Raw genomic sequence first — 26,323 nt, forward strand, 5'->3', positions numbered from 1 at the left:
TCGGTGTGCTCCGGGCGTACCGGGGAGGGGGTGACGGCTCGGAGGCGCGAGTGTCAGCAGGGCCAGAGTGGGTCGGTCGCGTGCTCCTCCGCGTCGCGCAGTGCGCGGAGGATGTTGCGGTTGGCGAGTTTCTCCAGGTCGAGGTCGGACCAGCCTCGATCGCGCAGTTCGGCGAGCAGGCGAGGGTAGGCGGAGACGTCGGACAGTCCGGTGGGGACCTCCAGGGTTCCGTCGAAGTCGCCGCCGATGCCGATGTGGTCGACGCCGGCCACCTCGCGGGCGTGTTCGACATGGTCGGCCACCTGGGCGACGGTGGCGGCGGGCTTCGGGTTGGCCGCCAGCCACGCGTGGAAGGCCGGTTCGTCGGCGTAGTCGGTGATCGGCGACGTGGGTACCCGGGCCGGATCCTCGTCCGGGTGCGGTCCGCGCGGCCAGTCCTCGGCCAACGGCGGCAGGCCGAGGCGCTCCCATTCGGCGTCGGCGGCCCGCGCCCAGTCGCGGGCGGCCGCGGAGACGAAGAACGAGACGAAGGTGAGCTGGATTACGCCGCCGTTGGCGGGCAGGCGGGACAGCACGTCGTCGGGGACGTTGCGGGGGTGGTCGGTGACGGCCCGGGCGCCGGAGTGGCTGAAGATCACCGGTGCGACCGCCTCGTCGAGGGCGTCGCGCATGGTGTCCGCGGAGACGTGCGACAGGTCGACGAGCACGCCCAGGCGCTGCATCTCCCGTACGATCGCTCGCCCTTCGGCCGTCAGGCCGCCGTGTACCGGGGCCTGGGTGGCCGAGTCCGCCCACGACGTGTGGTGATTGTGGGTGAGGGTCACGTAGCGGATGCCGAGGCGGGCCAGCGAGCGCAGCACGCCGAGCGAACCACCGAGGCAGTGCCCACCCTCGACGCCGATCAGCGAGGCGATCCGCCCGCTGGTCATGGCCCGTTGCACGTCCGCTGACGTGTAGGCGATCGCGAGGTCGTCCGGGTAGGCGGCGACCATCCGGTGTACCAGGTCGATCTGTTCGAGGGTGCTGGTGACCGCCTCCGGCTCGGACAAATCGGACGGCACGTAGACGGACCAGAACTGGCCGCCCACCCCGCCGGCCCGCAGCCGTGGCAGGTCGGTGTGCAGCGGTGGTCGTTCCTTCTCCAGCCCGGCCACGGCCGATCCGTGCCACTCACGCAGGCGCATCGGCAGGTCGTTGTGGCCGTCGATGATCAAGTTCATTCCCTCTGGCTACCGGCCCGGGGCGTCCGGTGCAAGCGGTTCGCCCGTTCGGGGCCGGCGTGAAGGGCCGGCGAACCCCGTTCGAGGCCGATGAGGGCCTGGCGAAGGGCCGGCGAGGGCCTGGCGAAGGGCCGGCGAGGGCCTGGCGAAGGGCCGGCGAGGGCCTGGCGAAGGGCCGGCGAGGGCCTGGCGAAGGGCCGGCGAACCCGCAACCTGCCGGCACCGGCACGGGCACCGGCGCACAACCCCCGGCCTGGAATCTGTTTCACATGCCCGACCCGCGAAGCGGCGGGCGGCATACCCGGCCCACGACGCGCCGGACGCCAAGCCCGGCCGCCAACCCGCCGGGCGCCATGCCCGGTAGCTGACGCACCGGGCGCCATGCCCGGCCCACGACGTGCCGGACAACCAGGGGAGGCATTTTGCGACGCGCCAAGCTGCCGACGTCTCTGACAGCTCTGACCGCCGTATTCGCGGGAACCGCCGCCGTTGTCGTGACGCCGAACGCCGCGTCCGCGGCCGGCTCCGAACTCACGATCCAGGCCGCCGACGACACGTACATCTCGAGCACCCGCACGTCCACGGTGTTCGGGTCGGAGGAGAAGCTTGCCGTCGGCAAGATCGGCAACGAGACGAAGACCGCCTTCCTGAAGTTCACCGTCCCGGCCGGCACCAAGATCAAGAGCGCGACGCTGTTCCTGACCCCGGAGAACAAGCCGTCCGGCAAGCTCACCGTGTCCCGTGTGATCAGCGACTCGTGGACCGAGGCCAAGACGACCGGCGCGAACGCGCCGAAGCTGGGCCCGGCCATCGCGTCGGTCACCCCGTACCCGACGGACACGCGGGTCGGCTTCAACCTGAACGCCGAGATCACCGGCTCGGGCACCTACTCGCTCGCGCTGTCCTCGGCGCTGACCGACGGCGCCGTCCGTTTCCAGTCGGCCGAGAACAAGGCCGGCGGCGGTCCGAAGCTGATCATCGCCACCGAATCCGCGGCCGTGTCCACGCCGCCGGTCACGGCCAAGGACTGTGTCACCGGCGCCAAGCTGGTGCCGTCCTGTGGCGTGCTGTGGGGTGGCGCGGCCGGCGGGTTCACCAGCAACCCCCGTGACGCGGAGCACAAGAACTGGGAGAAGCTGTCCGGGCGGACCGCGACGATCTTCCACACCTACCACAAGGGTGACGAGGCGTTCCCGACCAAGGCCGAGATCGCCATGACCGAGGACGCGGCGAACCCGCGGGTGCTGCTGCTGAACTGGAAGATCGCGTACGGCTCCACCTGGGCCAAGGTCGCCAAGGGTGAGCAGGACGCCCGGATCGACGCGTTCGCCAAGCGGATCAAGGCGTACGACAAGCCGGTCTTCCTCGCCCTCCACCACGAGCCGGAGAACGACGTCAAGGCCACCGCCGGCTCCGGCTGGGAGGCCAAGGACTACGCCGCCATGTACCGGCACACCATCGAGCGTCTCCGCAAGCAGGGCGCCGGCAACGTGGTGAACGTGATGGCCTACATGGGCAACGAGAAGTGGATGGCCCAGTCCTGGTGGAAGGACCTCTACCCCGGCGACGACGTCGTCGACTGGATCGGCCTGGACTCCTACGTCTCGGTCGAGAAGGGCTACTACCACTACGGCACGTTCGCCGACCTGCTCGACCGTAAGCCCACGGGCGGCGGCACCGGCTTCTACGAGTGGGCGACCACCAAGCACAAGAACAAGCCGATCATGGTCGCCGAGTGGGGTGGCTACCACCGGATCGGCAAGAACACCGACAAGTCCGCCGTCTACAACAGCGTGGTGCCGGAGCTGACCAAGCGTCCCGCGATCAAGGCCATCGTCCACTTCGACACCAAGGCCGACGACGAGGGCAACCGCGACATCAGCATCGACAGCACCCCGGCAGGCCTGGCCTCGTTCAAGAAGCTGGCCGCCAACCCGATCTTCAACGTCAAGCTGAAGTGACGAGGTGAGAGAGCGCCGCCCGGTCCCCGCCGGGCGGCGCTTTTCCTGCTGCCGGCCACCCGGTTCCACGAGATCACCGTGGACGCGCTGTACAGCACCTTCTACGGGATCAACTGGCGGCTCGCCGGCCAGGGCATCGACTACATGGCCGCCGCCGCGGAGCCGTCGCCGTTGCGGCATCTCTGGTCGCTCGCCGTCGAGGAGCAGTTCTATCTCGTCTGGCCGTTGCTGATCCTGATCACCGCGCGCAGCCGCCGGCTCCTGGTGGCCGCCCTGTCCGTCCTGGTCGCCGGTTCGCTGGCGCTGGCCTTCACCGAGGAGACCTCCTTTCCGGGGTACGCCGCGCTGCTCCCGGTGCTGGGCACGGCGGTCGTGATCGCGGCCGGGCTGCGGGGGACGCGCTGGGGCGCCGGGTCGCTGCTGGGGATCCGGCCGTTGCGGGAGATCGGCAAGCTCTCGTACGGCTGGTACCTGTGGCACTGGCCGATCCTGATCATCGGTGCGGTGGCGTGGCCGGAGCACCCGTACGCGCTGGCCGCCGGTTCCCTAATGCTCGCCCTGGCCACCTACCACCTGGTGGAGAACCCGCTGCGGTCGCATCCGCGGTTGCGGGCCCGGGCCCGTACCGGTCTGGTCGCGGGTCTGGCGTTCTCCCTGCTCACCGTCACGGTGGCGGCGGTCGGTGGAAGGTTCACGCCGGCCGTCCTGTACGGGCCGCCCGCACCCGGCCTGGCCGCCGAACTCGCCGCCGCCCGGGACCCGCAGGCCCGCCTCACCGCGCTGATCGACGAGTCGGCGCGCCGGGGCCGGATGCCGTCCAATCTCACTCCCCCGGTCACCAGCCCACGCCAGGAGCCGGCCCACGACGCCGACGGCTGCCATGTGGATTTCCTCGACGTCGAGGTCCGCGGTTGCGTCTACGGTGACCGGCCCGCGAAACGGACCGTGTTCCTGATCGGCGACTCCCGGGCCGGGCACTGGTTCGCGGCGGTCGACAACGCGGCCCGCAATCAGCACTGGCGGCTGGTGGCGCTGACCAAGTCGGCCTGCCAGATCCCGCAGGTGCTGGTCTACAACGTGGTGCTGAAGCGCCCGTACACCGAATGCGTGCAGTGGCGGGACGCGGTCTTCGCCCGGATCGCCCGGGAGCGCCCGCAGATGGTGGTGGTCGCCTCCAACGACCTGGACAACGGCGGCTTCTACGACGAGTCCGGACAGCTGGTCCCGGCCGAGGGCCGCGCCGACGACGTGTTGTGGGCGCGACATTGGGAGCTGTCGTTCCGGAAGCTGGCCGGCATCCCGGCGGTGCTGCTCCAGGACACCCCGTGGCCGGCCGGGATCGCCCCCGTCTGTCTGGCCGGTCACGCCCGCAGGACGCGGGCCTGCGTGCGGCCGGTGGCGAAGGCGATCTACGAGCCGAACCGCCGCGCCCTGGTCGCCGAGAAGGCCCGGGCCGCCGGGATCCGGGTAACCGACCCGACACCGTGGCCGTGCACCACGGTGTGCCCACCGGTCATCGGCGACACCCTGGTCTACCGCGACAAGAGCCACCTGACCCGGACGTACGCCGCCGCGGTCACGCCGCTGGTCGAGAAGGCCCTGTTCCCGGCGGGGTGATGCGCGGATCCGCCGGCGTCCGGATCGTGGGGTGGGGTATCGGGGCGTCCGGCGGATCTGCCGGCCGGGTCGCGCCGCCTTCTGGGCGGTGCGGAGGTGCGACCGGTCGCTGAGCGGGGATGGCCGCACAACGCGAGGATCCTACGCATCAGCCGGATCCGAGGGCCCGCAGGGTTCCGCGGAGATGCGAGAACCCCGGGCGCGACCAGCGCGCCCGGGGTTTCACGTGGGCGGTCCCGGGACGGTCGGGACCTGCCCGTCGAGCCGGTCCTAGCGGCCCGGGACTCCGGCGGCGTGCACCGCGGAGGCGTAGCGGCGTTCGGCGTCCTGGCGGCTGAGGATCGCGTGGATCTCGGCGGTCTCCTCGGCGCTGTGCCGGCCGAGCATCAGGTCCAGTTCGGTGCGCTCGGCGGCGGTGCGGAAGGTCGCGAGCTCTTCGGCGAGCCGGCGGTGGGCGCGGCGCTCGGCGAGTCGGTTGAGGATGGTGGTCCGGGCGTCACGAATGAACTGCATGGCAACTCCTCGACGGATAGTGACGGAGAAAGCCTCGTCGCTTCCGGATACAACAATCCTCCGCTCGCGCGTCATCCCCAAATCCACCAGGTAAAACCCGGAAGACGAAAGTGACGGCCACCACCGGAACCCGGTAACCCGCATCACTCTCCGCTACTGATGCGCAGGTCAGGAGGGGTTGGTGATCTCCCCCACCGCGAGGACCGTCAAGAGCTGGGTCCGGGACCGTACGCCGAGCTTGCGGTAGACCCGGGTGAGCGTCGCCTCCACGGTCTTGACGCTCAGGTAGAGCCGGGTGGCGATCTCCCGGTTGCTGGCCCCGTCCCGCACCATCCCGGCGATCCGCAGTTCGGTCGAGGTGAGCCCCTGGTCCGGGGTCCCCTCGGTCCGGGCCAGCGCCAGTTCCGCCTCGCGCGCCCACGGCCGGGCACCGGTGGTCCGGAACAGTTTGTGCGCCGCCCCGACCGCCTGCCGGGCGGCCGCGTACCGGCGCCGCCGCCGTTCCGCCCCGCCGGCCACCAGCAGGGCGTGCGCCTGTTCGACCGGCTGCCGCAGCCGCTCGAAGTGCCGGGCCGCGGCGGTCGCCAGGTCGGCGGCCAGGTCGGCCTGCCCGGATTCGGAGCTGACGATGGCGGCCGCCCGGTCCAGGTAGCCGGCCAGCGCCGGGCTGCTGCCCAGCCCCTCGGCCGCCTGCCGGGCCAGCGCCAGGGTGGTGGCGGCCTCGGCGTGCTCGCCGACCGACGCCAGCGCGGCGGCCAGGTCGGCCCGCCAGCGCACGATCATCGGGTCGGCGCTGCCCGCCTCGGCCTCGGAGTCGCGCAGCCGGCGCAGGGTGGCCACCCCGGCCCGGGTGTCGCCGGAGCGGACCTCGGCCTGGCCCAGGGCGTGCAGGTTGCGCCGCAGGTAGAGGCCGTCGCCCTCCTGGCGGGAGGCGCGGATGCCCCGGCGGGCGAATCCGGCGGCCGCCTCCAGGCTGCCGCCGGCCAGTTCGGCCACCGCGGCGGTGTACCACGTCGGGCCGGGACTCAGGCCCGCCTCCTGGGCCGCCCGGACCGCGCGATGGGCGTACCGCAATGCCTCCTGGCACCGGCCCGCCCGGGTGGCCACCTCGGAGAGGCTGCGGAGCACCTCGACCCGGGCCTCGCCGATCCGGTCGTGCTCGGCCACCGCGAGCAGGTTGAGCAGGTCGGCGCGGGCCTCGTCGAGCCGGTCGTCGAAGAGCGCGAAGCGCGCGGCGAAGTAGTGCGGGCCGTAGTGCAGCCAGTCCGGGGCCGGGGTGGCGGGCAGCCGCAGCGCCCGTTCCAGGGTGTCGCGCCAGCGGGGCTCGCCCTGGACCCGCTGGATCTGGGCGAGCGCGGTGAGCGCCATCGACTCGGTGGTCGGGTCGCCGGCGAGACGGGCCGCGCGTTCCGCCTCGCGGGCCTCGGCGACCCCGCCCTCCAGGTCGCCGGTGAGCAGCGCGGTCCAGGTGAGCCGCAGCCGGACCGGGGCGGCCAGCGCCGGGTCGTCGCCGGCTTCGGCGAGCGCCGCCGCGAAGGTCTCGCCCATGTCGGCCAGCGCCTGCCCGGCCAGGTCGAGCAGCACGAGACGGGCCCGCACCCGGTGGGCGGGCGGCGCGTCGGCGGCCAGGACCGCCTCGGCGGCCCGCCCGGCGACCAGTGGCACGCCCCCGGTGATGGCGGTGCGGGCGGCGGTGACCAGCCAGTCGAGGCGGTCGGCGGAGCGGTCCGGCGGGCAGCGGTCGGCGGCGAGCAGGTACAGCTCGGCGGCGGTGCGCTCGGCGCCGCGTTCCGCGCAGCGGCGGGCCGCGGCGGCCAGATCGGCTGCCACGTCGGGGTCCGGCCGGGCGGTCCGCAGGGCCTGCTGCCGCAGGGCCTCCACCGGGTCGTACGCCGCCGCGGCGAGATCCGCGTGCACCCGCCCGCGTTCGGCGGCCGGGGTCTCGTCGGCGAGCACCCGCGCGAGCAGCGGCGGGGTGAACCGGATCCGTTCGCCGGAGAGTTCGACGATCCCGGCGTCGGCGGCCGCCCGCAGTTCCCGGACCGCGTCGTCGCGCCCGGCGCGCAGCAGCAGGGTGACCGTCGGTTCGGTGGCCAGCGCCGCCACCAGCAGGGTGTCCCGGGTCTCGGCGGGCAGTTCGGCGAGCCGTTCGCGGGCCAGCTCCCGGACCGGCTCGGGCAGCGACGCCGGGCGCCAGGTGGGCCCGGCCGCGACCGCACCGCCCAGTGCGAGGGCCAGGAACGGGTTGCCGGCGCTGGCCTGGTGCAGCTGGCTGGCGGCACGGCAGGGCAGCCCGTGGGCTTCGAGCAGCGCGGTGAGGTCGTCCGGCGAGAGCGGCGGCACCTCCAGCTCGGCGACCGGGGCGGGGCACAGCCGGGCGGCGCGGCTCCGGCCGGGCCGGCGTTCGGCCGCGAGCATCCGGACCCGGGGCCCGGGGCGGCGGCGCATGGCGTAGCCGATCAGCTCGGCGGACTCCGGGTCGAGCCACTGGGCGTCGTCGAGGACCAGCAGCAACGGGGAGGTACGGGCGCAGTGGGCCAGCAGCTCGGGCATGACCAGGCGCCGGGCCAGGGCCGGCACGCCGGTGCGGGACGGCCGGCCCTGGCGGAGCGCGATGAGAGCGTGCCGTGGCGCGGGCGCCAGTGCGGCGACCGCCTCCGCCGGGACCTGGCGGACGAGGTCGGCCACCCCGGCGTAGGCGAGCGCTCGTTCGCCGCGGGCCGGGCGCAGGCGGAGCACGAGTTCCCCGCGCGCGGCGGCCTGATCGGCGACGGTGTCGAGCAGCGCGGTCCGGCCGATGCCGGGCGGTCCGTAGAGGACCACCCCGCCACCGGCCGCGAGCCGGGCGTCGACGGCCGCGAGTAGTTCCTCCCGGCCGTGCAGAGCGGGAACCACCTCAGGCATCACCCCCAGCATCGAAGGGCTCAGCCTAGGGAGCGGTTCACACCATCATCAATATGTTCAACTTCACTTGGTCGCGGTGACCGATTTCGCGGTCACCGTGCCGTCGTCGGCGGCCTCGCCCTGGACGGTCACCGACTGCCCGGCCTTGACGTCGCTCAGCTTGCCCTTGCTGGCCGTACTGATCGTCGTCGAGCCGTCGGTCTTGACCGTGACCACCGTGCCGTCCTCGGTCTCCACGTAGATGGTCTTGCCGTTGACCAGCTTGACCTTGCCTGTCGTGCCGCTGCTCGCCGCCTCGCTCGTGGTGCTCTGCGGCTGCTGACCGAACCCGCCACTGGGGAAGCCGCCACTGCCGCGCATTCCGCCGCCTCCGCTGGGGAAGCCGCTGGCCGTGCTCGCCGACGACGGGCCCCACTGCTTCTGGGCCTGCACCCCGCCGAGGAAGCCGCCCATCAACAGCGCCGCCACCCCGAGGCCGACGGTGCCCCTGTTCCACCACTTCCTGGGCGCCGCGGCGGCCAGCTCCGCGGAGAGGCCCTCGTTGCCGGGCACCTTCGCAATGACCGCGGTCTCGTCGTTCATCGTTGTCACAGCAGGGTCCTCACTCGTAGCGCAGCGCGTCGATGGGACGCAGGCGGGCGGCGCGGGCGGCGGGCAGCCCGCCGAAGAACAGCCCGATCGCGATGGAGACGCCCACGGCGTACCCGATCGAACTGGGCACGATCACCGGTTTCACCCCGACGATCTCGAACTGGGAGCCGATCAGCGCGGCGGCCACCCCGAGGGCGCCGCCGAGCACACTCAACAGGCTCGCCTCGATCAGGAACTGGGTCAGGATCACCCGCCGGGGCGCGCCGAGCGCCTTGCGGATGCCGATCTCCCGGGTCCGCTCGGTGACCGTCACCAGCATGATGTTGGTGATGCCGATGCCGCCGACCAGAAGACTGATCGCGGCCACCGCCCCGAGCAGGGTGGTGAACGTGGCCGCGGTCTCGCTCTGCGTCTCCAGCAGCGACGACGCGTTCTGGATCCGGTACGGCGTGCTGGTCGACGACGAGTCCACGTCCAGTTTCTGGTTGAGGATCGTGGAGACCTGCCCCTGTACGGCGTCCACCCTGTCCGGGTCGGCCGCCTCGACGATGATCGAGGTCAGCGCGCCGTACCCGGTGAGTACCTGCTGCACCGCGGTGAGCGGGGCGACCGCCGTGTCGTTGGCGTCGTCGAAGCCGGTGGAGCTCTTGTCCTCCAGCACCCCGACGACGGTGAACAGCGCCCCGCCGACGGTGACCTGCTTGTCGAGCGGGTCGACGCCGGGGAAGAGCTCCTCGGCGACGGTCTTGCCGATCACCACGACCCGCCGGCCCTGGTCGACGTCGTCGGAGGTGAAGGCGGAGCCACGCCCGACCGGGGTGGTGGAGGCGGTGAACCAGGCCGGGGTGGTGCCGACGAAGGTGGCCACCGAGTGGTCGGTCCCCTCGTACGTCATGGTCGCCGACGACGAGCTGACCACCGGCGACACCGACTTGACGTCCGGCGCCATCTCCTCGTCGATCAGCGCGTCGGCCATGTCCTTGGTCAGCGACGTGCTGCTCGACCCGCCGCGGCCGGCGCTCATCACGGTGATCGTGTTGGTGCCCAGCGCCTCGATCCGGTCACTGATCGCCTTGGCCGAGCCGTTGCCGACCGCGACCAGCAGGATCACCGCGGCGACACCGATCAGGATGCCGAGCATGGTGAGCGCGGAGCGCAGCTTGTTGGCGCTCAGGCCGCGCAGGGAGAAGCGAATGACCTCGAAGAAGTTCATCGCGTGTGCCGCCCGGCCACCATCGCCCGGCCCTGTGCCACCCGGGCGGCGCCGACCGGGGGCAGGTGCAGCGGGGACTGCCGTGTGTCGGTGACGATGCCACCGTCGACCAGGCGGATCAGCCGCTTGGCGCGGTCGCCGACCTCCTTCTCGTGCGTGATGATCACAATGGTCCGGCCGGCCGCGCTCAGGTCGTCGAAGACCTGGAGCACGTCGTCGGTGGACTTGGAGTCCAGGTTGCCGGTCGGCTCGTCGGCGAGCAGCAGGGCCGGCTCGGTGACCAGGGCCCGGGCCACCGCGACACGCTGCTGCTGGCCACCGGAGAGCTGGTTCGGCTCGTGGCCGGCCCGGTCGGCGAGCCCGACCACCTCGAGCGCCGCCATGGCCCGGCGGCGGCGCTCCTTCGGCCTGACCCCGGCGTACGCCAGCGGCAGCTCGACGTTGGCCACCGCGCTGGTCCGCGGGATCAGGTTGAACGCCTGGAAGATGAAGCCGATCAGGCGGTTCCGGGCCAGCGCCAGCTGGCCGTCGGAGAGCCGGCTGACGTCCACGCCGTCCAGCAGGTACTGCCCCGAGCTGGGGATGTCCAGCGCGCCCAGGATGTTCATCAGGGTCGACTTGCCGGAGCCGGACGAGCCCATGATCGCCACGTAGTCGCCGCGCTCGACGGTGAGGGACACCCCGCGCAGCGCGTGCACGGTCGCCTCACCCAGACCGTAGATCTTCTTCAGGTCGGTGACCTGCAGGACCGGCCGGCTCACTGCGGCCTCCCGCCGCCACCCTGAGGACCGCCGCCGCCACCGGTGAAGCCGCCGCCGCCCGGGAAGCCGCCGCCCTGCTGGCCGCCGCTGGTGCTGGTCGAGGTGGTCTTGACGACGACCTGCTCGCCGGCGGCCAGGCCGGAGGTGATCTCGGTGGCCGAGTCGCCCTCCAGGCCGATCTCCACCGACCGGGTCTCCTGGACGCCGTTCGCGACCACCGTGACGGTGTGCCGGTTGCCGACCGTGGTGATCGCGGCCGCGTTGACCAGCACGACGTTCTCCTTGGAGCCGGTGGTGACCGACACCGAGACGGTCTGGCCGACCTTCGCGCCGGCCGGCACCCTGTCCAGGGTCAGCGTCACGCCGTAGGTCACCACGCTGTTCGAGGTGGTGGCCGACGGGTCGACGGCCGCGACCCTGGCGCTCTGCGAGACGCCGCTGAGCGCGTTCCACGTGACCGTGGCGACCTGCTTCTCCTTGAGGCTTGTCGCGTCCGCCTCGGCGAAGCTCGCCGCGACCTGCATCTTCGTGAGGTCGGCGATCTCGATGAACCCGCTCGACGACGAGGACGACGAGCTGCTGGAGGAGGAGCCGCCGCCCTGCGAGCCGCCACCGGAGGAGCCGCTGGAGGAGGACGAGCTGCCGGAGGCCGAGCCGCCGAGCGTGCCGTTGACGGCGGTGACCGTGCCGGCCATCGGGGCGGACAGCACCGTGCCGTCGACGCCGGCCTCGGCCTCGTTGACGGCCAGGTTCGCCTCGGTGACCTGGTTGGCGGCCTCGGTGGTGTCCGAGCCGGCGGCCTCGGCCCGGTCCAGGGAGTCCTGGGCCGCGTCCAGGTCGGCCTCGGCGGCGTCCAGGGCGCGCTGCGCGGCGGCCGGGTCGACCTTGGCCAGCACCTGGCCCTTCTTGACCTTGTCACCGACCTTCACGCTGATCGCGGTGACCGTGCCGCTGGTCTCGAACGTGGCACTCGCGGTGCTGGCGCTCTCCAGGGTCCCGTCCGCGGTCGCGGTCTTGGTGACCGTGCCCTGCTGGACGTTGACCGTGCGCTCGGCGGCCGTCGCGGCCGTACCCCCGTCGCCGGTTCCGGAAAATGTCTCGTACACCGTGTAGGCCCCGGCGACGAGCACTACGCCGATGACGGCGTTGACCACCAACGACGGGTGGCGGCTCAGGCGTACCTTCATGGCTGCACACTCTGCGGCCGTGGGCTATGAGGAGCTTCGGCGAAACCTGGGAACCAGCTCAAAACCTCACGCCGAGTCACCGACCGCCGGGAGTTCCACCCGGAAGGTGGCCCCGCCGCCCGGCGTCTCGCGGTAGTCCACGGCGCCGCCGTGCCCCTCCACGATGGCCGCCACGATCGCCAGGCCCAGCCCGGAACCGCCGCCCATGGAGCGGGAACGGCTGGAGTCGGCCCGGTAGAGCCGCTCGAAGATGCGGTCCACGTGCTCCGGCGGCACCCCCGGCCCGTTGTCGCACACCTCCAGGACCGCCACCCGGAAGCCGTCCTCGGATGTGGCCAGTCCGACACGTACCGTGACGACAGCCTCGGACGGGGTGTGGTTGAGCGCGTTGGCCACCAGGTTGGTGACCACCTGCCGCAGCCCGTGGTCGTCGCCCAGGACGGTGGGCGGCTCGAAGGTGTCCTCGTCGTCGGTGAGCCCGGCGAGCAGCACCTGCCGGTCCGGCATCCGGGCGTGCGCGTCCCGGATGGTGTCGGCGGCGATCTCCAGCAGGTCCACCCGGCGCAGGTCGAGGGTGCGCCGCTGGTCCATCCGGGCCAGCCCGAGCAGGTCCTCGACCAGCACCGCCATCCGGGCCGACTCGGCCTCGATCCGGCCCATCGTCTCGTCCAGTTGCGGGCCGGGCGGCGCCCCGCCCCGCCGGTACAGCTCGGCCCAGCCGCGGATCGACGTGAGCGGGGTGCGCAGTTCGTGCGAGGCGTCCGCGACGAACTGGCGCAGCCGCTGCTCCGAGGCGGTACGCGCGCTGACCTCACCCTCGATCCGGGTGAGCATGGCGTTCAGGGCCAGGCCCAGGCGGCCCGGCTCGGTGTGCGGGTCGGTGTCCGGGATCCGGCCGGACAGGTTGCCGCCGGAGATGTCCGCGGCCACCGCCTCCATCTCGGTGAGCGGCCGCAACCCGATCCGCACCACGAACGCGGCCCCGAACCCGAGCGCCGTCAGCACCAGCAGCATCACCCCGGCGTCGATCAGCATCCACTGCTCGGTGGTCTGCTCCACCTCCAGCAGCGACGAGCCGATCAGCACGTACTCGCCGGTGTCACCGGCGGCGACGGCCATCATCCGCCAGTCCGATCCGGCGGCCGTCGCGACGGTGTACGGCCGTCCGGCCGCGGCCCGCTCCGTGACCTCGGCGAACGGCGCCACCTCGGGACGCTTCTCGTCGGTGGACGAGCTGTTGGTGGGGTCCAGGGTCCCGTCGGCGTTGTAGAAGTACATGATCTGGTCGGGGCCGAGGCCCCGGAACCGGCCGGGGCGGGGCCCGAAACGCAGCGGGTTGGCGTCGGACAGCGGCCGGCTGATGCCGATCAGCTGCTCGTCGATCCGGTCCTGCTGGTACTCGCGGATCAGCAGCAGGCCGGTGATGTTGGCGACCACCACGGCGATCGCGGACAGCACACCGACGACCAGGACCAGCCTGGATTTGAGGGTCCAGAAGCGCCAGGGGGTCACCCGTCGTCGCGGGGCAGCCGTAGGGCGTACCCCACGCCCCGCACGGTGTGGATCAGCGGCGGATCGCTCCGGTCGATCTTCCGCCGCAGGTAGTAGACGTAGGACTCCACGATGCGGCCGTCGCCCCCGAAGTCGTACTTCCACACCCGGTCCAGGATCTGCGCCTTGCTGACCACCCGGCCCGCGTTGATCATCAGGTAGCGCAGCAGGTTGAACTCGGTCGGGGACAACTCGATCAGACGGCCCGACCGGCGTACCTCGTGGGCGTCCTCGTCCATTTCCAGGTCCGCGTACCGCAGCACGCCGGTGTCCTCCTGCGGTTCCTCCGGCTGGCTGCGGCGCAGGATCGCGCGTATCCGTAGCACGACCTCCTCGAGACTGAACGGCTTGGTGACGTAGTCGTCCGCGCCGGCCGACAGCCCCAGGATGCGATCCTCCACCGTGTCCCTGGCGGTCAGGAACAGGACCGGGACCCGATGCCCGGCGGCCCGCAGACGCTGGGCCACCTCTATCCCGTCCACGTCCGGAAGCATCACGTCGAGGACGATCAGATCCGGCTCGAAATCCTGCACCGCGATCAGGGCGGCGTTACCCGACTCGGCCACCCGCACATCGAAGGCGACCAGCCGCAACGTCGCGCTGAGCAGCGCGGAGATGTTCGGCTCGTCGTCGACGACCAGGACACGGGCGGGCCGTGCCGCGGGGTCGAGCGTGGTCACGGAACCTCGGGTATCGGAAAGCACCGCATAGAACTATCAGCGTTTTCTTTGAAGAACCTATGAGCGGGAAGGGAGGAACCTACCAGGAACGGGCCACCGGCTCGCCCGCGGTGAGACCGGACACGATCTCCGTGTACCGGTCCCCCCGCAGGCCCAGCTTCACCTGCGTGGCGGTCCCGTCCCTGAGCACCGTGCCGTCCTCCCCGGACACGTCGTGCACCGCGGTACTGGGCACCCGCAGCACATCGTCCTTGCTGCCGGTGGTCACCCGTACGTTGGCGCTCTGCCCGACCAGCAGCTCGTCCGGGGCGTCGTCGAAGGAGAGCACGACGCCGAAACGGGTGAGCGTGCCGTCGCTGGTGCCGACCGGGTCGACCTGCACCACCGTCGCGTCGAACGTCTCGCCGGCCCGGTCGGCGAGAGTGATCACCGCCTTCTGGGCGACCGCCAGACGGTCCGCGTCGGCCTCCGGGAAGTCGGCGCTGATCTGCATGTCGTAGACGTCGGCCAGGGTGACGAAGGTGGACCCGGACTTGGCGCTGCTGCCCACCTTGCCGCCCACCGAGATGATCTTCCCGGCGATCGGGGCGGTGATGGTGGCGCCGTCCAGGGCCTCCTCGGCCTCCTCCAGGTTCACCTCGGCCGCGTTCACCCGCTGCTGGGCGCTCAGGATCGAGTCGCCACCGGAGGACCCGCCCCGCGAGGAGCAGGCGGCGGCGCTCTTCGTACCGGTGGGGCTCGGTTTTGTGGTCTTGGTCCTGGTCGGCGTGGGCGACGTGGTCGCGGTGGCCGACGGGGAAGCGGAGACCGAGGCCGAAGGCGAGGCGGAAGCGGTGGTATAGGCCGCCGCCACGTCGCAGCCGGTGGAGGTGGAGGTGGAGGACGCCTTCGTCAGCGCAGCCCGCGCGTCGTCGAGGGCGTCCTGCGCGTCGTCGACCGCCTCGGCCGCGTCCGTGTCGTCGACGGTCGCCAGCACCTGCCCGGCGGTCACCGTCGTGCCGGCCCGCACCTTGACCGTCTCCACCGTCCCCGACACCGCGAACGACAGGCTGCGCGTCTGCGCCGGCCGCAACGTGCCGGTGGTGGCGACCTCGGTGGTCACCTCACCCCTGTCCACCTCGACGGTCTCGGCCGCCTTCGACTCCTCCCGCGCGGCGCCGGCCGTCAGCGCCCGCACCACGCCGAAGGCGACAAGTGCGAGCACGACGACCACCACGCCGAGCCGGATCAAACGCCGGCGACCGGCCAGTGCAACACCCATGGTCGCCGAGTGTGACCACCGGTCCTCGCCGCGGGCTCGGTCCCACCTGGGAGTTCGCTCGGAGCACGTTCTTAGGTAATTCCTAGGGTCGTCCGACCTTCCGCACAGGTGCGGCGGCTTTTCTTCACACGTTCCCGCCCGTTGACATCTACCTAAGGAGTCCGGTGATCAGTTCGAAGCGCGTCGCGGCCATCTTCGCGGTCTCGGTGGCCATGCTGTTCACGGCGGCCTGCGGCGGCTCGGAAGAGGCGAGCACCGACAGCGGCACCACCGGGCAGAACGGCGGTGGCGGCAACAACGCGTTCGCCGCGTACATCAGCTGTCTGAACGAGAACGGCGTCACCATCACGATGCCGTCCGGCGGCCCCGGCGGCGGCGTCCGCCCGTCCGGCGCACCCGACGGCGTCCGTCCCTCCGGCGCACCCGACGGCGTCCGCCCGTCCGGCCAGCCGCGCCCCTCCGGCAGCGCCGGCCAGCGCGGCGGCGGCTTCCCCGGCGGTGGCGGCTTCGGCAAGCCCGAGGGCGTCGACGACGCGACCTGGCAGAAAGCACAGGAGGCGTGCGCCTCGGTCCGCCCGAGCATGGGCGCCGGCCGCGGCAACCAGGGCGGCGGCACTGCTCCGGGTGGCGGCAACGCCAACGCCGCCTACGAGAACTGTCTCAAGGAGAACGGCGTCACCGACCCCGCCAAGGTCGACACCACCGACGCCACCGCGAAGAAGGCCGTCGAGACCTGCTCGGTGCTCAAGCCCACCTCCTGACACCCCAGAACTCCGTGCCGGCGCCGCCCGTCCCCCCGTCGTTGCGGCGCCGGCACGGTCGAACTCGGACACCCGCGCCGCACTCACCCTGGGCGCGGGTCGTTCCTTCTCAGACCCGGATCTCGTACGCGGCGGGCCGCCCCCGAAAAACCACCCCGTCCCCGGAAGCTCCCGCGAGCCAGGCGACACTCCCGCCTTTGCCGCGCCCGCCGGGCTGAGCTCGGTGGTCCGGCCGGCCGTCAGGGCTGTTTCGACGCGGGGGCGACAGCACTGGGAGCCGGCCGGGGTGCGCCCGTCGTGCCGCGGACCATCAGGCGGGGCGGGACGACCATCTCGCGTGGGCCGACCGGGGTGCCCTCGATTCGGGCTACCGCGCGCTCGATCGCGCCCGCCGCCATGGTGTCGATGTCCTGGCCGATGGTGGTGAGGTCGATGTGTGCGAGCCGGCTCAGGCCGGTGTCGTCGTAACCCACCACGCTGATGTCCCCGGGCACGCCGAGCCCGTTGCGGCGCAGGACGTCGAGCAGCCCGGTCGCGCTCAGGTCGTTGAAGACGGTCACCGCGGTCGGCGGGTCCCCCAGCAGCCGCTCCGCGGCCCGTGCGCCGTCCTCCTCCCCGGCCCCGCCGGACACCACCCGGATGTGCTCGGCCAGCCCGTGCCGCCGCATCGCCTCCTGGTAGCCGGCCCGCCGCTCGGCCGACCCGTGCCACTCCCCGCCGTCGACGTGGGCGATCCGCCGGTGCCCGAGCCCGACCAGGTGATCGACGGCCTGGTGGGAGCCGAGCGCGTCGTCGTTGTGCACCACGTCGACGTCGCGCCGCCGGGCCGCGCGCATCATCGCCACCACCGGGAGGCGGGCCGCGATCGACGCCAGCTCGGAGGCCCGTAACTGGCCGCCGAACAGCACCAGCGCCTCGCACCGGTCCTGCAGCAGGTCGCCGACGGCCGTACGCTCGCCGCGCCGTGGTGTCACCGCGCTCAGGGTGAGTTGGTATCCGGCCTTGCCGGCCGCGTCGTAGAGCCCGGTGAGCAGGTCGTGATGGAACGGGTGCCGCACGTCGAAGACGACCCCGAGCAGCCGGCTGCGACCGCTGCGCAACAGCCGGGCCCGGCTGTCCGGCTGGTATCCGAGCCGGCGCGCCACCTCCAGCACCCGCTCCCGGGTGGCGGCCCCGGCCCCGGGCGCGCCGCGCATCACGATCGACACCAGTGCCACCGACACCCCGGCCTCGGCCGCGACGTCGGCGAGGGTAGTCCGCCGCTCCGCTGACTGCATGGCGGCATCCTACGTTGTGATCACTAGAACGTTCTATTCGCTGGAGAACTAGAACGTTCTAGAGTCTCCGGACGTGGAGACACTGACCGACGGCCGCCGCTGGGCGGCCCTGCTCGCCCTGTCCCTGGGCGGTTTCGGACTCGGCCTGACCGAGTTCGTGGCCATGGGACTGCTACCCGACATGGCACGCGACCTGATGCCCGAGTCGTACGCCGCCTCGGTCCCGGACGCACTGGCCCACACCGGCTGGATGATCACGATCTACGCGCTCGGCGTCGTCGTGGGCGCGCCGACGATCGCCGTGATCACCGCCCGGCAGCCCCGCCGGCGGCTGGTGCTCGGCCTGCTCGCCGTCTTCGTCGTCTTCACCACGGCGTCCGCGCTGGCGCCCACGTTCGAGCTGGTCCTGGCCGCCCGGTTCGGCGCGGCCCTGGCACACGGCGCCTACTTCGGGGCGGCCGGTCTGCTCGCCGCCGCCATCCTGGGACCCGGAAACCAGGGACGCGGGGTCTCCATCGTGATCGGCGGGCTGACCGCGGCCAACCTCGCCGGCGTCCCGCTGATCACCGTGCTCGGGCAGAACCACGGTTGGCGGGCCGCGTACCTCGCCGTCGCCGCCGTCTTCGCCCTCAGCCTGCTCGCCGTCCTGATCACCGTGCCCACCGTGGCGGCCGACCCCGGCAGTTCGCCCCGCGCCGAGTTGCGTGCCTTCCGCAACCCGCAGGTGTGGCTGGTCGCCGCGGCCGTCGCCGTCGGAACCAGCGGATTCTTCGCGGTGAACAGCTACGTCGCACCGATCACCACGCACGTGGCCGGCCTGTCCGAGGCGGCCGTCCCGTGGGTCCTCGCCTGCATGGGCCTGGGGATGACCGTCGGCATCGCCCTCGGCGGGGTCGCCGCCGACCGCGATCTGCGGCGCGCCGTCCTGATCGGGTTCGCCGGCCTGATCGGCTCGGTCACCATGTTCGGCCTGACCGCGGTGCACCCGGCCGGCCTGTTCCCGGCCGCCTTCCTGGTCGGCGCGGCAAGCCTCTTCATCGTCCCGGCGCTGCAGTCCCGCCTCATCGCGGTGGCCCCGGGCGCCCAGCTGATGGGCGCCGCGGTCAACCAGTCCTCCCTGAACATCGCCAACGCCACCGGCGCCGCCCTCGGTGGTGCGGTCATCGCCGCGGGCTGGGGCTACCTGGCGTCCGCATGGATGGGTGTCGCCCTGTCCCTCGCCGGACTGCTCCTGACCCTGCTCAGCTTCCGCCTCGACACCCGCACCCCGTCCCCGGCCCTCACTCCCGTCCCCGCCTGATTCCCCCTCCCCGAACGCACCCCCGAACCATCACCCAGCCGCCCCCACCGCCGGCACCCGCCCTCCCCCACAACCAACCCACCCTCCACCGAGACCAACCCACCCTCCACCGCAACCAACCCACCCTCACCCGCACGGCGCTCACCGCACCTCCTCCACCACCGAACCAGCCGATCTTGGACGATCACCCACCGATTCCGGTGGCAAAACATCCAAGATCGCGGGCGGAAGCAACGCAATCATGACCAGCCGCCCGCGCAGCAGACAGCCGCCCGAGCAGCAGACAGCCACACCAGCAAAGGCCCCCAACGGCCGCGATCTAGGACGATCACCCACCGGATTCGGTGGCAAAACGTCCAAGATCGCGGACGGGAGCAACGCGATGTGCACCAACCGCCCGAGCAGCAGACAGCCCGCACCGGCAAAGGCCCCGAACGGCCGCGATCTTGGACGATCGCCGACCGGATTCGGTGGCGAAGCGTCCAAGATCGCGGACGGGAGCAACGCGATGAGCACCAACCGCCCGAGCAGCAGACAGCCGCACCGGCAAAGGCCCCCAACGGCCGCGATCTTGGACGATCACCCACCAGATTCGGTGGCAAAACGTCCAAGATCGCGGACGGGAGCAACGCGATGAGCACCAACCGCCCGAGCAGCAGACAGCCGCACCGGCAAAGGCCCCGAACGGCCGCGATCTTGGACGATCGCCGACCGGATTCGGTGGCGAAGCGTCCAAGATCGGCGGCGGGACCGGCGGGGGACTGTGCCAGGAGCGGTGTTTCCGGCCCGACACGCCGGGCTGAGGTCCGGCGGGATGGGCACTGTGAGTGATGACATCGAATGTTGTGAGTCCACGGAAGAAGAGTGAGGGTGACGGGCGGCAACTGTCGCCGGAGCAGGCTGCCGCGGCGGCGATGGTGGCCGAGGCAAAGGCCCGCGGGCTGGAGCTGACCGGACCGAACGGGCTGTTGAAGCTGTTCACCAAGAACGTGCTCGAGACCGCGCTGAACGAGGAGATGACCGACCATCTCGGTCACGAGAAGAACCAGGCCGAGCCGGGCCGTGAGTCGACGAATGTGCGCAACGGCAGCCGCGGCAAGACGGTGATCTCGGACGCCGCCGGTGAAGTCCGGATCGACGTTCCGCGGGACCGGGAGGGAACGTTCGAGCCGCAGATCGTCAAGAAACGGCAGCGACGGTTGACCGAGGTCGACGAGATCGTGCTGTCGCTGTATGCGAAAGGCATGACGACGGGGGAGATCTCCGCGCATTTCGCCGAGATCTACGGCGCGTCGGTATCGAAGGAAACGATCTCGCGGATCACCGACAAGGTCGTCGCGGAGATGACGGAATGGTCGTCGCGGCCACTGGACCGCGTGTACGCGGCCGTGTTCATTGACGCCATCATGGTCAAGGTCAGGGACGGCCAGGTCGCGAACCGGCCGGTCTACGCGGCCATCGGCGTCACCGTTGAAGGCCGCAAGGACGTCCTGGGCCTGTGGGCCGGCACCGGCGGTGAGGGCGCCAGGTTCTGGCTCAGCGTCCTGGTCGATCTGAAGAACCGCGGCGTCGCCGACGTGTTCTTCGTTGTCTGCGACGGGCTGAAAGGCCTACCGGACACCGTCGAAGCGGTCTGGCCCCAGGCCATTGTGCAGACCTGCATCATCCACCTGATCAGGAATACGTTCCGGCTGACATCGCGAACCGACGCCGATGCGATCAAGCGAGACATCCGGCCGATCTACACCGCCGTCAACGCCGTCGCGGCAGCGGCTGCCCTGGACGACCTGGAAGAGAAATGGGGCAGCAAATACCGGGCGATGATCCGGCTGTGGCGTAACGCCTGGAACGAGTTCATCCCCTTCCTCGACTACGACATCGAGATCCGGAAAGTGATCTGCTCCACGAATGCGATCGAGTCGCTGAACGCCCGCTACCGGCGGGCCGTGCGTGCTCGGGGACATTTCCCGAGCGAGCAGGCCGCGCTGAAGTGCCTGTACCTTGTGACCCGCAGCCTGGACCCGACCGGGACCGGCCGCGCCCGATGGACGATCCGCTGGAAGCCTGTACTGAACGCCTTCGCCATCACCTTCGGTGACCGCTGGCCGGCCGCCGAGACCTACTAACCGAAGAGTCGGAAACACCGATCACGGTACGGACCCACCGGCGGCACGGGACCGGCGGCACGGGACCGGCGGCACGGGGGCGGCGGCACGGGGGCGGCGGCAGCGCGGACGCGGGAGCCGCCGGGCGGCCGGAGGTCAGAGGTCAGAGGTCGGCCTCGGCGAGGATGCGGAGGATCTGGGAGTGCGGGAGGTTGGGGTTGGCGGCGGCCCGCCCGTGGATCTCCGGGTCCGCCAGCAGCTCGACGACCCGGGCCGCTGACAGGCGCGGGTCGTCGGCCAGGAAGGCGCGGACGTACGGATCGGGATCGAGGCTGAGCCGGTCGATCAGAGCGGCCGGCGCCTCCGGGTCGAGGCGCGCCAGGGCCCTGACCCGTGCGGAAGCGTGGTCCACGTAGCCGGCCAGACCGTCCCGCCCCGGAAGGGGGTCCGCATACGCGGCCGGACCGTCCCGCCCGGAAGGGTCGTCCACGTAGCCGGCCGGACCGTCCCGCCCCGAAGGGGGGTTCGCATGTGCGGCCGGACCGGCCTGTCCGGAGGGGGTCGCGTGGGCGGCCAGGCCGGTGCGCGGGAACGCCGGGTGCGCGAGCAACTCCTCCTCGCCGGTTTCCAGGTAGGTGCGGAGCACCAGCTCACCGGGCGCCGCCGCCTGATGCGAGCAGAGCGCCAACCGCACGAGAGGATCCCCGTCCCCCGCCAGCGGGGCGATCAGATCGCCGGGCAGGTCCGGATGTCCGGCGGCGCCGCGCCGGAGCAGGGGATGCCGCGAAAGGGCGCAGCGCCGCAGCTCGGAGGGCCCGGCGGCGACCACCCACCCCGGTACCGGGGCGTCCGCCGGAACCGGGCAGTCGATGGCCGCCCGCTCGTCCTCGTCGAGTTCCGGCCGCACGGACACGGCGAGCCGGACCCGCGGCGACGGATCGGCCGCCAGCCGCCGCACCCACGTTTCCGGCAGTTCCGGGTCGGCGGCGGCCTGGGCCCGGTTCCACGGCGAGTCGCCGGAGGCGTAGGCGACGGCCTGTTCACGACCCATCGTCGGTTCCTGGAACGGTTTGCGTTCGAGCAGTTCCCGGGCGGCTTCGGCGATCCGGGGGTACGGGTCGCGGGTGAGCCGGTTCAGCACGTCGGGGGGTGTGCCGGGCAGGAAGGTCAGCATGTCCCGTACCAGCCGCTCGGGGTGTTCGGCGAGCCGGCGGTGGACCCAGTGCGGAAGCGGAGCGGCCCAGCGGGTGCGCGGGCCTTCCAGGAGGGCGTGCAGCACCTCGATGCTGAGGTCGCCGGCGAGCCGGGCGCGCTGTTCGCCGGTCGCGCCGGGGCTCTGGGCGAGGGCTTCACGGACGGCCGGGTCGGGGTGGGTGGCGAGCGCGTCGAACGCCTCGTCGGTCCATTCCCGGCGGGCGGTGACGTGCCGCGGGCCGACCCGTTCGTCACCGGCCAGCAGGAGCAGCGTCTCGGCCGGGAGTGCGGGATTGCACGCCAGTGCACGGAGCCGGTCGCGGACGGGATCGGCGGTCAGGGCGTCCTCCACAGCGGCGGTCGGTGCGGGCGAGCCGCGTGAGCATAATCCGGCAGCCGGGTGGGTGTGTGCACGCGTGGAGAAACCCGGTGGGAGCGGAGCCGGCGGCTCCGCTCCCACCGGGCCGGACGATCAGCCGATCGGGCAGGAACTGCGGTAGTCGGAGATGGACGTGCTGCTCGGGCCGGGGCAGATGAACTGGGTGTAGCGGGTGTCGTCGTCGACGAACCGTTTCAGCCAGGAGACCATCTGCACCGCGGTCGGCGTGTTGGTGCTCTGCGGGAAGAAGTGGCTGGCGTTGTTGAGCTCCAGGTACGCCTTCTCCGCCGAGGCCGGGATGCTGTTGTAGAACGGGATCGAGTGGCTCGACACGGACGCGATGCTGTCGCTCTCCCCACCGATGATGAGCGTCGGCACCCGCAGCTCGCTCCAGGTCTTGTCCGTGTTCCACGGGGCCAGCGGCACGGCGGCCTGCAGGGACGGCCGGTCGCTGGCCGCCTCGAGGCTGCCGCCGCCGCCCATCGAGTGCCCGGCCACGGCGAGCCGGCTGGCGTCGATACGGGAGCGCACCGAGCTGCGCTGGGTCAGGTAGTCGAGCGCGGCCAGCAGTTGTGTGCCGCGGGAGGCGGGCTGGTCGGCGGTGGTGTTGGTCTCGATGCCGATGACCACGAAGCCGTGCGAGGCCAGACGGGGTCCGAGCCAGGAGATGCTCGACCAGTAGGCGGTGAAGCCGGGCGAGATGGCGATGGCTCCGAAGGTGCCGTCGGCGGTCGTGGTCGGATAGTAGATCTCGCCGCCGCCGAAACCGGTCACGGACAGGCTGGAGACGGAGGTCTGGCTGACCGCGTACGGCCCGCGGGAGGCCTGGAGCGCGGAGAGCGTGGGCGCGGGGCCCCGCTCGTACGGGTTGTCGGCGGCCTGGGCCACAGCGGCGCCCGGACCGACGACGAGGGCTACCGTGGCCGCCGCGGTGAGCAGCGCCCGGCGTGCCCGGCCGGGAACGGTTCTCTGGTGCACGTCGACTCTCCTAACTGGGGGATCTGATCGACGAGCGTCAGTTTCAACAGCTCACCGACGGTCGCGCATCGGCGAAATCACCTGCGTCGCGTCATCGCCCGGCAACATCCCGGAAATTTCATCAGCCGAAATGGTCTTCCGCACGGACCCCCGGCACGGAACACTCGCCGCATGTTTGATGCACCGGCAGTGCAGAAAGTTCGGCCGGCCGCGCACACCGAGATCGGCCGCCTCCTGTCGGCCGCCGCGTCCGGCCGGGGCGGCGTCCTCGTCGTCTCCGGCGCGCCCGGCGAGGGCCGGTCCACCCTGCTGGGCACGTTCACGTCCGAACCCGGCTGGACGGTCCTCACCGCGTGCGGTCATCCCGACGAGCGCGAATACGCGTACGCCGGCCTGCGCGGCCTGCTCACCGGAATCGGCGACCGGCTCGCCGAGCTCGCTCCCACGCCGCGCGAAGCGCTGGCGCACGCTCTCTGCGGCGCCGGCCCCGGCGATCCGGTCACCCTCGGACTCGCCACCCTCGCCCTTCTGCGTACGGCGACGCGCACCCGCCCCCTGCTGTGCCTGATCGACGACGCCCACCTGCTGGACCGGGCATCCTGGCAGGCGCTCACGTTCGCCGCCCGCCGCCTCGGCCCGGAGCGCGTCGCCATGCTCTGGTCGTTCCCGGCCGGCGCCGAACCGCCCGGCCCGCCGGTGCACCGCCTCACCCCGCTGGACCCGGTGGAGTCCCGCGCGATCCTCGCCGGTCACGCCCCCGACCTGGCCGAGGACGTCGCCGGCACGCTGACCGAGCTGGCCGCCGGCAACCCGGCCGCCCTGGTCGACCTGGCCGCCGCCCTCACCCCGCAACAGCGCCGCGGGTACGCCCCGCCGCCGGAGTCGCTGCCCCCGGACAGCCCGCTGCGCCGCCGCCTCGCCGCCGAACTGAACGCTCTGCCGCCCCGGACCCGCCACCTGCTGCACCTCGCGGCCGCGGCCCCGGACGCCTCCCCGGACACGTTGCTGGCCGCCGCGTTCCCGTCCGGCGAGGCGACCGGGCCGGCGCTCGGGGACTTCGCGCCGGCCGAGCGGGCGGGGCTGGTCAGCGTCACGGCGGCGGGCGTGCGGTTCCGGAGTCCGTTGATGCGCGCGGTGGCGTACACGGAAATGCCCGCGGCCCGGAGGCGGACCGTCCACGCCGCGGTGGCCGGGGTTCTCCAGGCGCGTGGCGCGACCCTGCCCGCGCTGCTGCATCGTGCCGCTGCCGCCTCCGGGCCGGACGACCGGCTGGCGAGCGAACTGGCCGAGGCGGCCCGCTCGGCGGATCCGGCGGTGGCCGCCGAGGCCCGCCGGTACGCCGCGGCGCTCTCCCCCACCCCCGCCGGAAGGGCCGGCCTGCTGCTGGACGCGGCCCGCTCGGCGTGGCTGGCCGGCCGCCCGCACGAGGCCGGCCAGCTGATCCGCCGGATCCCGCCGGCCGGCGGCGGCGCCCGGGTCCGGGCCCGCGGTCTGACCGCCGAGATGAGCCTGCCGGAGGGCCGGCCGGGCGCCCGGGACGTGCTGCTGGACGTGGCCGCCGAACTGGCCGAGACCGATCCGGGCACGGCCCTGGAGGCGCTCGCCCTGGCCGGTGAGTCGGCCTGCCGGTCCGGGGAGCAGAGCCGCTACTCGGCGCTGGCCCGCCGGGTCGCCGCCGGGCAGCGCGGTGACGAGCCGCCCGCCGTGGCACTGGCCTTCCACCATGTCGCCGGGCTGGCACGGATCGCCGACGGTGACGAGCCGGGCGCGTTCGTACGCCTGCGGGAGGCGGTGGCGCTGGCCGACCGGGTCGCCGAACCGGGCCCGCTGCTGCGCGCCGCGACCGCCGGCATCCTGGTCGGCGACCCGCGCCGGGCCGGTGCGCTGGCCGGGCGCGCGGCGGTGCTGGCCCGCGAGGCCGGGGCGGCCGTGCTGGTTCCGCAGGCGCTGGAGCTGGCGGCGCTCTCCGGGATGGCGGCCGGCGACTACCCGGCCGCGAACGAGGCCGCCCTGGACGGCGCGGCGGTGGCCCGCGGCACCGGGCAGCCGGTCCTGGCCGGCGCCCATCTGGCCGTGCTGGCGGTGCTGGCCGCCCTGGTCGGTGACCGGGAAACGGCGCTGACCCGGATCGCGGCGGTCGGTGACGGCCCGTCCCGGCCGCTGTGCGAGTGGGCGCTGGCCCTGCTCGACCTGGTCGACGGCAGGTGCCCGGCGGCCGCCGAACGGCTGCTGGCCGTGGTGACCGGACCGCCCGGGCCGGGGTCGGCGCTGCTGCGGGTGGCGGTGGTGCCGCACCTGCTGGAGGCGGCCGCGCAGATCGGCCTGCGGGAGCCGGTGGAGCCGGTCGCGGTGGCCTTCGACCGCTGGTCGGGGCGGACCGGGCAGCCGGGCTGGCTGGCGCTGCGGGACCGGTGCCGGGCGCTGCGGGCCGACGACGGCGAGGCCGCGGCCGGGCACTTCGACGCGGCGCTCGCCCACGACGGGGAGGCCGGTTTCCCGCGAGCGCACACCGAGCTGCTCTACGGCCGGCTGCTGCGCCGGCAGCGGCGGCACGTGGCGGCACGCACCCATCTGCGCCGGGCCGCCGAGACGTTCCGCCTGATGGACGCCGGGCCGTGGGCGGCGCAGAGCGTACGCGAGCTGCGCGCCGCCGGTGAACGGGTGGAGGCGCCGGCGCCCACCGGCCCGGCGCTGACCGCCCAGCAGGAACGGATCGCGTCGCTGGTGGCCGGCGGCGCCACCAACCGGGAGGTGGCGCAGGAGCTGCACCTGAGCCCGCGGACGGTGGACCACCATCTGCGCAACGTCTTCGCCCGCCTGGGGGTCCGTTCCCGCACCGAGATGGCCCGCCTGATCACGGCCCGGTGAGC

At 72.6% G+C, this 26,323-nt stretch carries 19 protein-coding genes; 6 read left to right on the forward strand and 13 right to left on the reverse strand.

The window, feature by feature from the left end; translation table 11 throughout:
• Nucleotides 1-53 precede the first annotated feature (53 nt).
• Complete coding sequence (locus tag KZ829_RS16325) at nucleotides 54-1,220, reverse strand: dipeptidase (RefSeq protein WP_220144770.1); 1,167 nt, start codon at nucleotides 1,218-1,220, stop codon at nucleotides 54-56.
• 422 nt (nucleotides 1,221-1,642) lie between these two features.
• Here KZ829_RS16325 and KZ829_RS16330 point away from each other — a divergent pair, with 422 nt between their 5' ends.
• Nucleotides 1,643-3,181 (forward strand): CBM96 family carbohydrate-binding protein, encoded by a 1,539-nt coding sequence (locus KZ829_RS16330; protein ID WP_220144771.1) that lies wholly within the window; start codon nucleotides 1,643-1,645, stop codon nucleotides 3,179-3,181.
• A 78-nt stretch (nucleotides 3,182-3,259) separates the two neighbouring features.
• Nucleotides 3,260-4,798, forward strand: a complete 1,539-nt coding sequence (locus KZ829_RS16335; protein ID WP_220144772.1) for an acyltransferase family protein — start codon at nucleotides 3,260-3,262, stop codon at nucleotides 4,796-4,798.
• Between the two features lie 270 nt (nucleotides 4,799-5,068).
• Here KZ829_RS16335 and KZ829_RS16340 read toward each other — a convergent pair whose 3' ends face one another.
• From KZ829_RS16340 to KZ829_RS16380, 9 genes are all read right to left on the reverse strand, one after another.
• Complete coding sequence (locus KZ829_RS16340; RefSeq protein ID WP_183219006.1) at nucleotides 5,069-5,311, reverse strand: hypothetical protein; 243 nt, start codon at nucleotides 5,309-5,311, stop codon at nucleotides 5,069-5,071.
• Nucleotides 5,312-5,479: 168 nt separating this feature from the next.
• Complete coding sequence (locus tag KZ829_RS16345; protein ID WP_220144773.1) at nucleotides 5,480-8,215, reverse strand: helix-turn-helix transcriptional regulator; 2,736 nt, start codon at nucleotides 8,213-8,215, stop codon at nucleotides 5,480-5,482.
• 63 nt (nucleotides 8,216-8,278) lie between these two features.
• Nucleotides 8,279-8,797, reverse strand: coding sequence for a hypothetical protein (locus tag KZ829_RS16350; protein WP_220144991.1), 519 nt, complete (start codon nucleotides 8,795-8,797; stop codon nucleotides 8,279-8,281).
• A 19-nt stretch (nucleotides 8,798-8,816) separates the two neighbouring features.
• Complete coding sequence (locus KZ829_RS16355) at nucleotides 8,817-10,019, reverse strand: ABC transporter permease (protein ID WP_220144774.1); 1,203 nt, start codon at nucleotides 10,017-10,019, stop codon at nucleotides 8,817-8,819.
• Nucleotides 10,016-10,780, reverse strand: coding sequence for an ABC transporter ATP-binding protein (locus KZ829_RS16360; RefSeq protein WP_220144775.1), 765 nt, complete (start codon nucleotides 10,778-10,780; stop codon nucleotides 10,016-10,018). The genes KZ829_RS16355 and KZ829_RS16360 overlap by 4 nt, the downstream gene beginning before the upstream one ends.
• Nucleotides 10,777-11,967: an efflux RND transporter periplasmic adaptor subunit gene (locus tag KZ829_RS16365; RefSeq protein ID WP_220144776.1), complete on the reverse strand. Its 1,191-nt coding sequence runs from the start codon at nucleotides 11,965-11,967 to the stop codon at nucleotides 10,777-10,779. Before KZ829_RS16365 ends, KZ829_RS16360 begins: the two co-directional genes overlap by 4 nt.
• Nucleotides 11,968-12,033: 66 nt before the next feature.
• Nucleotides 12,034-13,479 (reverse strand): sensor histidine kinase, encoded by a 1,446-nt coding sequence (locus KZ829_RS16370; RefSeq protein ID WP_220144777.1) that lies wholly within the window; start codon nucleotides 13,477-13,479, stop codon nucleotides 12,034-12,036.
• Complete coding sequence (locus KZ829_RS16375) at nucleotides 13,476-14,198, reverse strand: response regulator transcription factor (protein ID WP_220144778.1); 723 nt, start codon at nucleotides 14,196-14,198, stop codon at nucleotides 13,476-13,478. The genes KZ829_RS16370 and KZ829_RS16375 overlap by 4 nt, the downstream gene beginning before the upstream one ends.
• Nucleotides 14,199-14,277: 79 nt before the next feature.
• On the reverse strand, nucleotides 14,278-15,459 hold the full coding sequence (locus KZ829_RS16380; protein ID WP_220144779.1) for an efflux RND transporter periplasmic adaptor subunit: 1,182 nt from the start codon (nucleotides 15,457-15,459) through the stop codon (nucleotides 14,278-14,280).
• Between the two features lie 164 nt (nucleotides 15,460-15,623).
• Here KZ829_RS16380 and KZ829_RS16385 point away from each other — a divergent pair, with 164 nt between their 5' ends.
• Entirely contained in the window at nucleotides 15,624-16,220 is a 597-nt protein-coding gene (locus tag KZ829_RS16385) for a hypothetical protein (RefSeq protein ID WP_308285515.1), read from the forward strand.
• A 239-nt stretch (nucleotides 16,221-16,459) separates the two neighbouring features.
• Here the strand turns inward: KZ829_RS16385 and KZ829_RS16390 are convergent, their stop codons facing one another.
• Nucleotides 16,460-17,497 carry a LacI family DNA-binding transcriptional regulator gene (locus KZ829_RS16390; RefSeq protein WP_220144780.1) on the reverse strand — a complete coding sequence of 346 codons (1,038 nt, stop codon included), beginning with the start codon at nucleotides 17,495-17,497 and terminating at the stop codon, nucleotides 16,460-16,462.
• Between the two features lie 73 nt (nucleotides 17,498-17,570).
• Here KZ829_RS16390 and KZ829_RS16395 point away from each other — a divergent pair, with 73 nt between their 5' ends.
• Both KZ829_RS16395 and KZ829_RS16400 read left to right on the forward strand, forming a co-directional pair.
• The gene (locus KZ829_RS16395) at nucleotides 17,571-18,797 is read left to right on the forward strand and encodes an MFS transporter (protein ID WP_220144781.1); all 1,227 of its coding nucleotides are present in this window, start codon (nucleotides 17,571-17,573) and stop codon (nucleotides 18,795-18,797) included.
• An 830-nt stretch (nucleotides 18,798-19,627) separates the two neighbouring features.
• Nucleotides 19,628-20,923: an IS256 family transposase gene (locus KZ829_RS16400; protein ID WP_281428151.1), complete on the forward strand. Its 1,296-nt coding sequence runs from the start codon at nucleotides 19,628-19,630 to the stop codon at nucleotides 20,921-20,923.
• Nucleotides 20,924-21,065: 142 nt separating this feature from the next.
• On the opposite strand, the gene KZ829_RS16405 is transcribed toward KZ829_RS16400, so the two are convergent.
• Together KZ829_RS16405 and KZ829_RS16410 are read right to left on the reverse strand one after the other, a co-directional pair.
• On the reverse strand, nucleotides 21,066-22,448 hold the full coding sequence (locus KZ829_RS16405) for a hypothetical protein (RefSeq protein ID WP_220144782.1): 1,383 nt from the start codon (nucleotides 22,446-22,448) through the stop codon (nucleotides 21,066-21,068).
• Between the two features lie 120 nt (nucleotides 22,449-22,568).
• Nucleotides 22,569-23,453, reverse strand: coding sequence for an alpha/beta hydrolase family protein (locus tag KZ829_RS16410; RefSeq protein ID WP_220144783.1), 885 nt, complete (start codon nucleotides 23,451-23,453; stop codon nucleotides 22,569-22,571).
• Between the two features lie 189 nt (nucleotides 23,454-23,642).
• Here KZ829_RS16410 and KZ829_RS16415 point away from each other — a divergent pair, with 189 nt between their 5' ends.
• On the forward strand, nucleotides 23,643-26,321 hold the full coding sequence (locus tag KZ829_RS16415; RefSeq protein ID WP_220144784.1) for a LuxR C-terminal-related transcriptional regulator: 2,679 nt from the start codon (nucleotides 23,643-23,645) through the stop codon (nucleotides 26,319-26,321).
• Nucleotides 26,322-26,323: the final 2 nt, after the last annotated feature.

The organism is Actinoplanes hulinensis (assembly GCF_019429605.1).
Classification (GTDB): Bacteria; Actinomycetota; Actinomycetes; order Mycobacteriales; family Micromonosporaceae; genus Actinoplanes; species Actinoplanes campanulatus.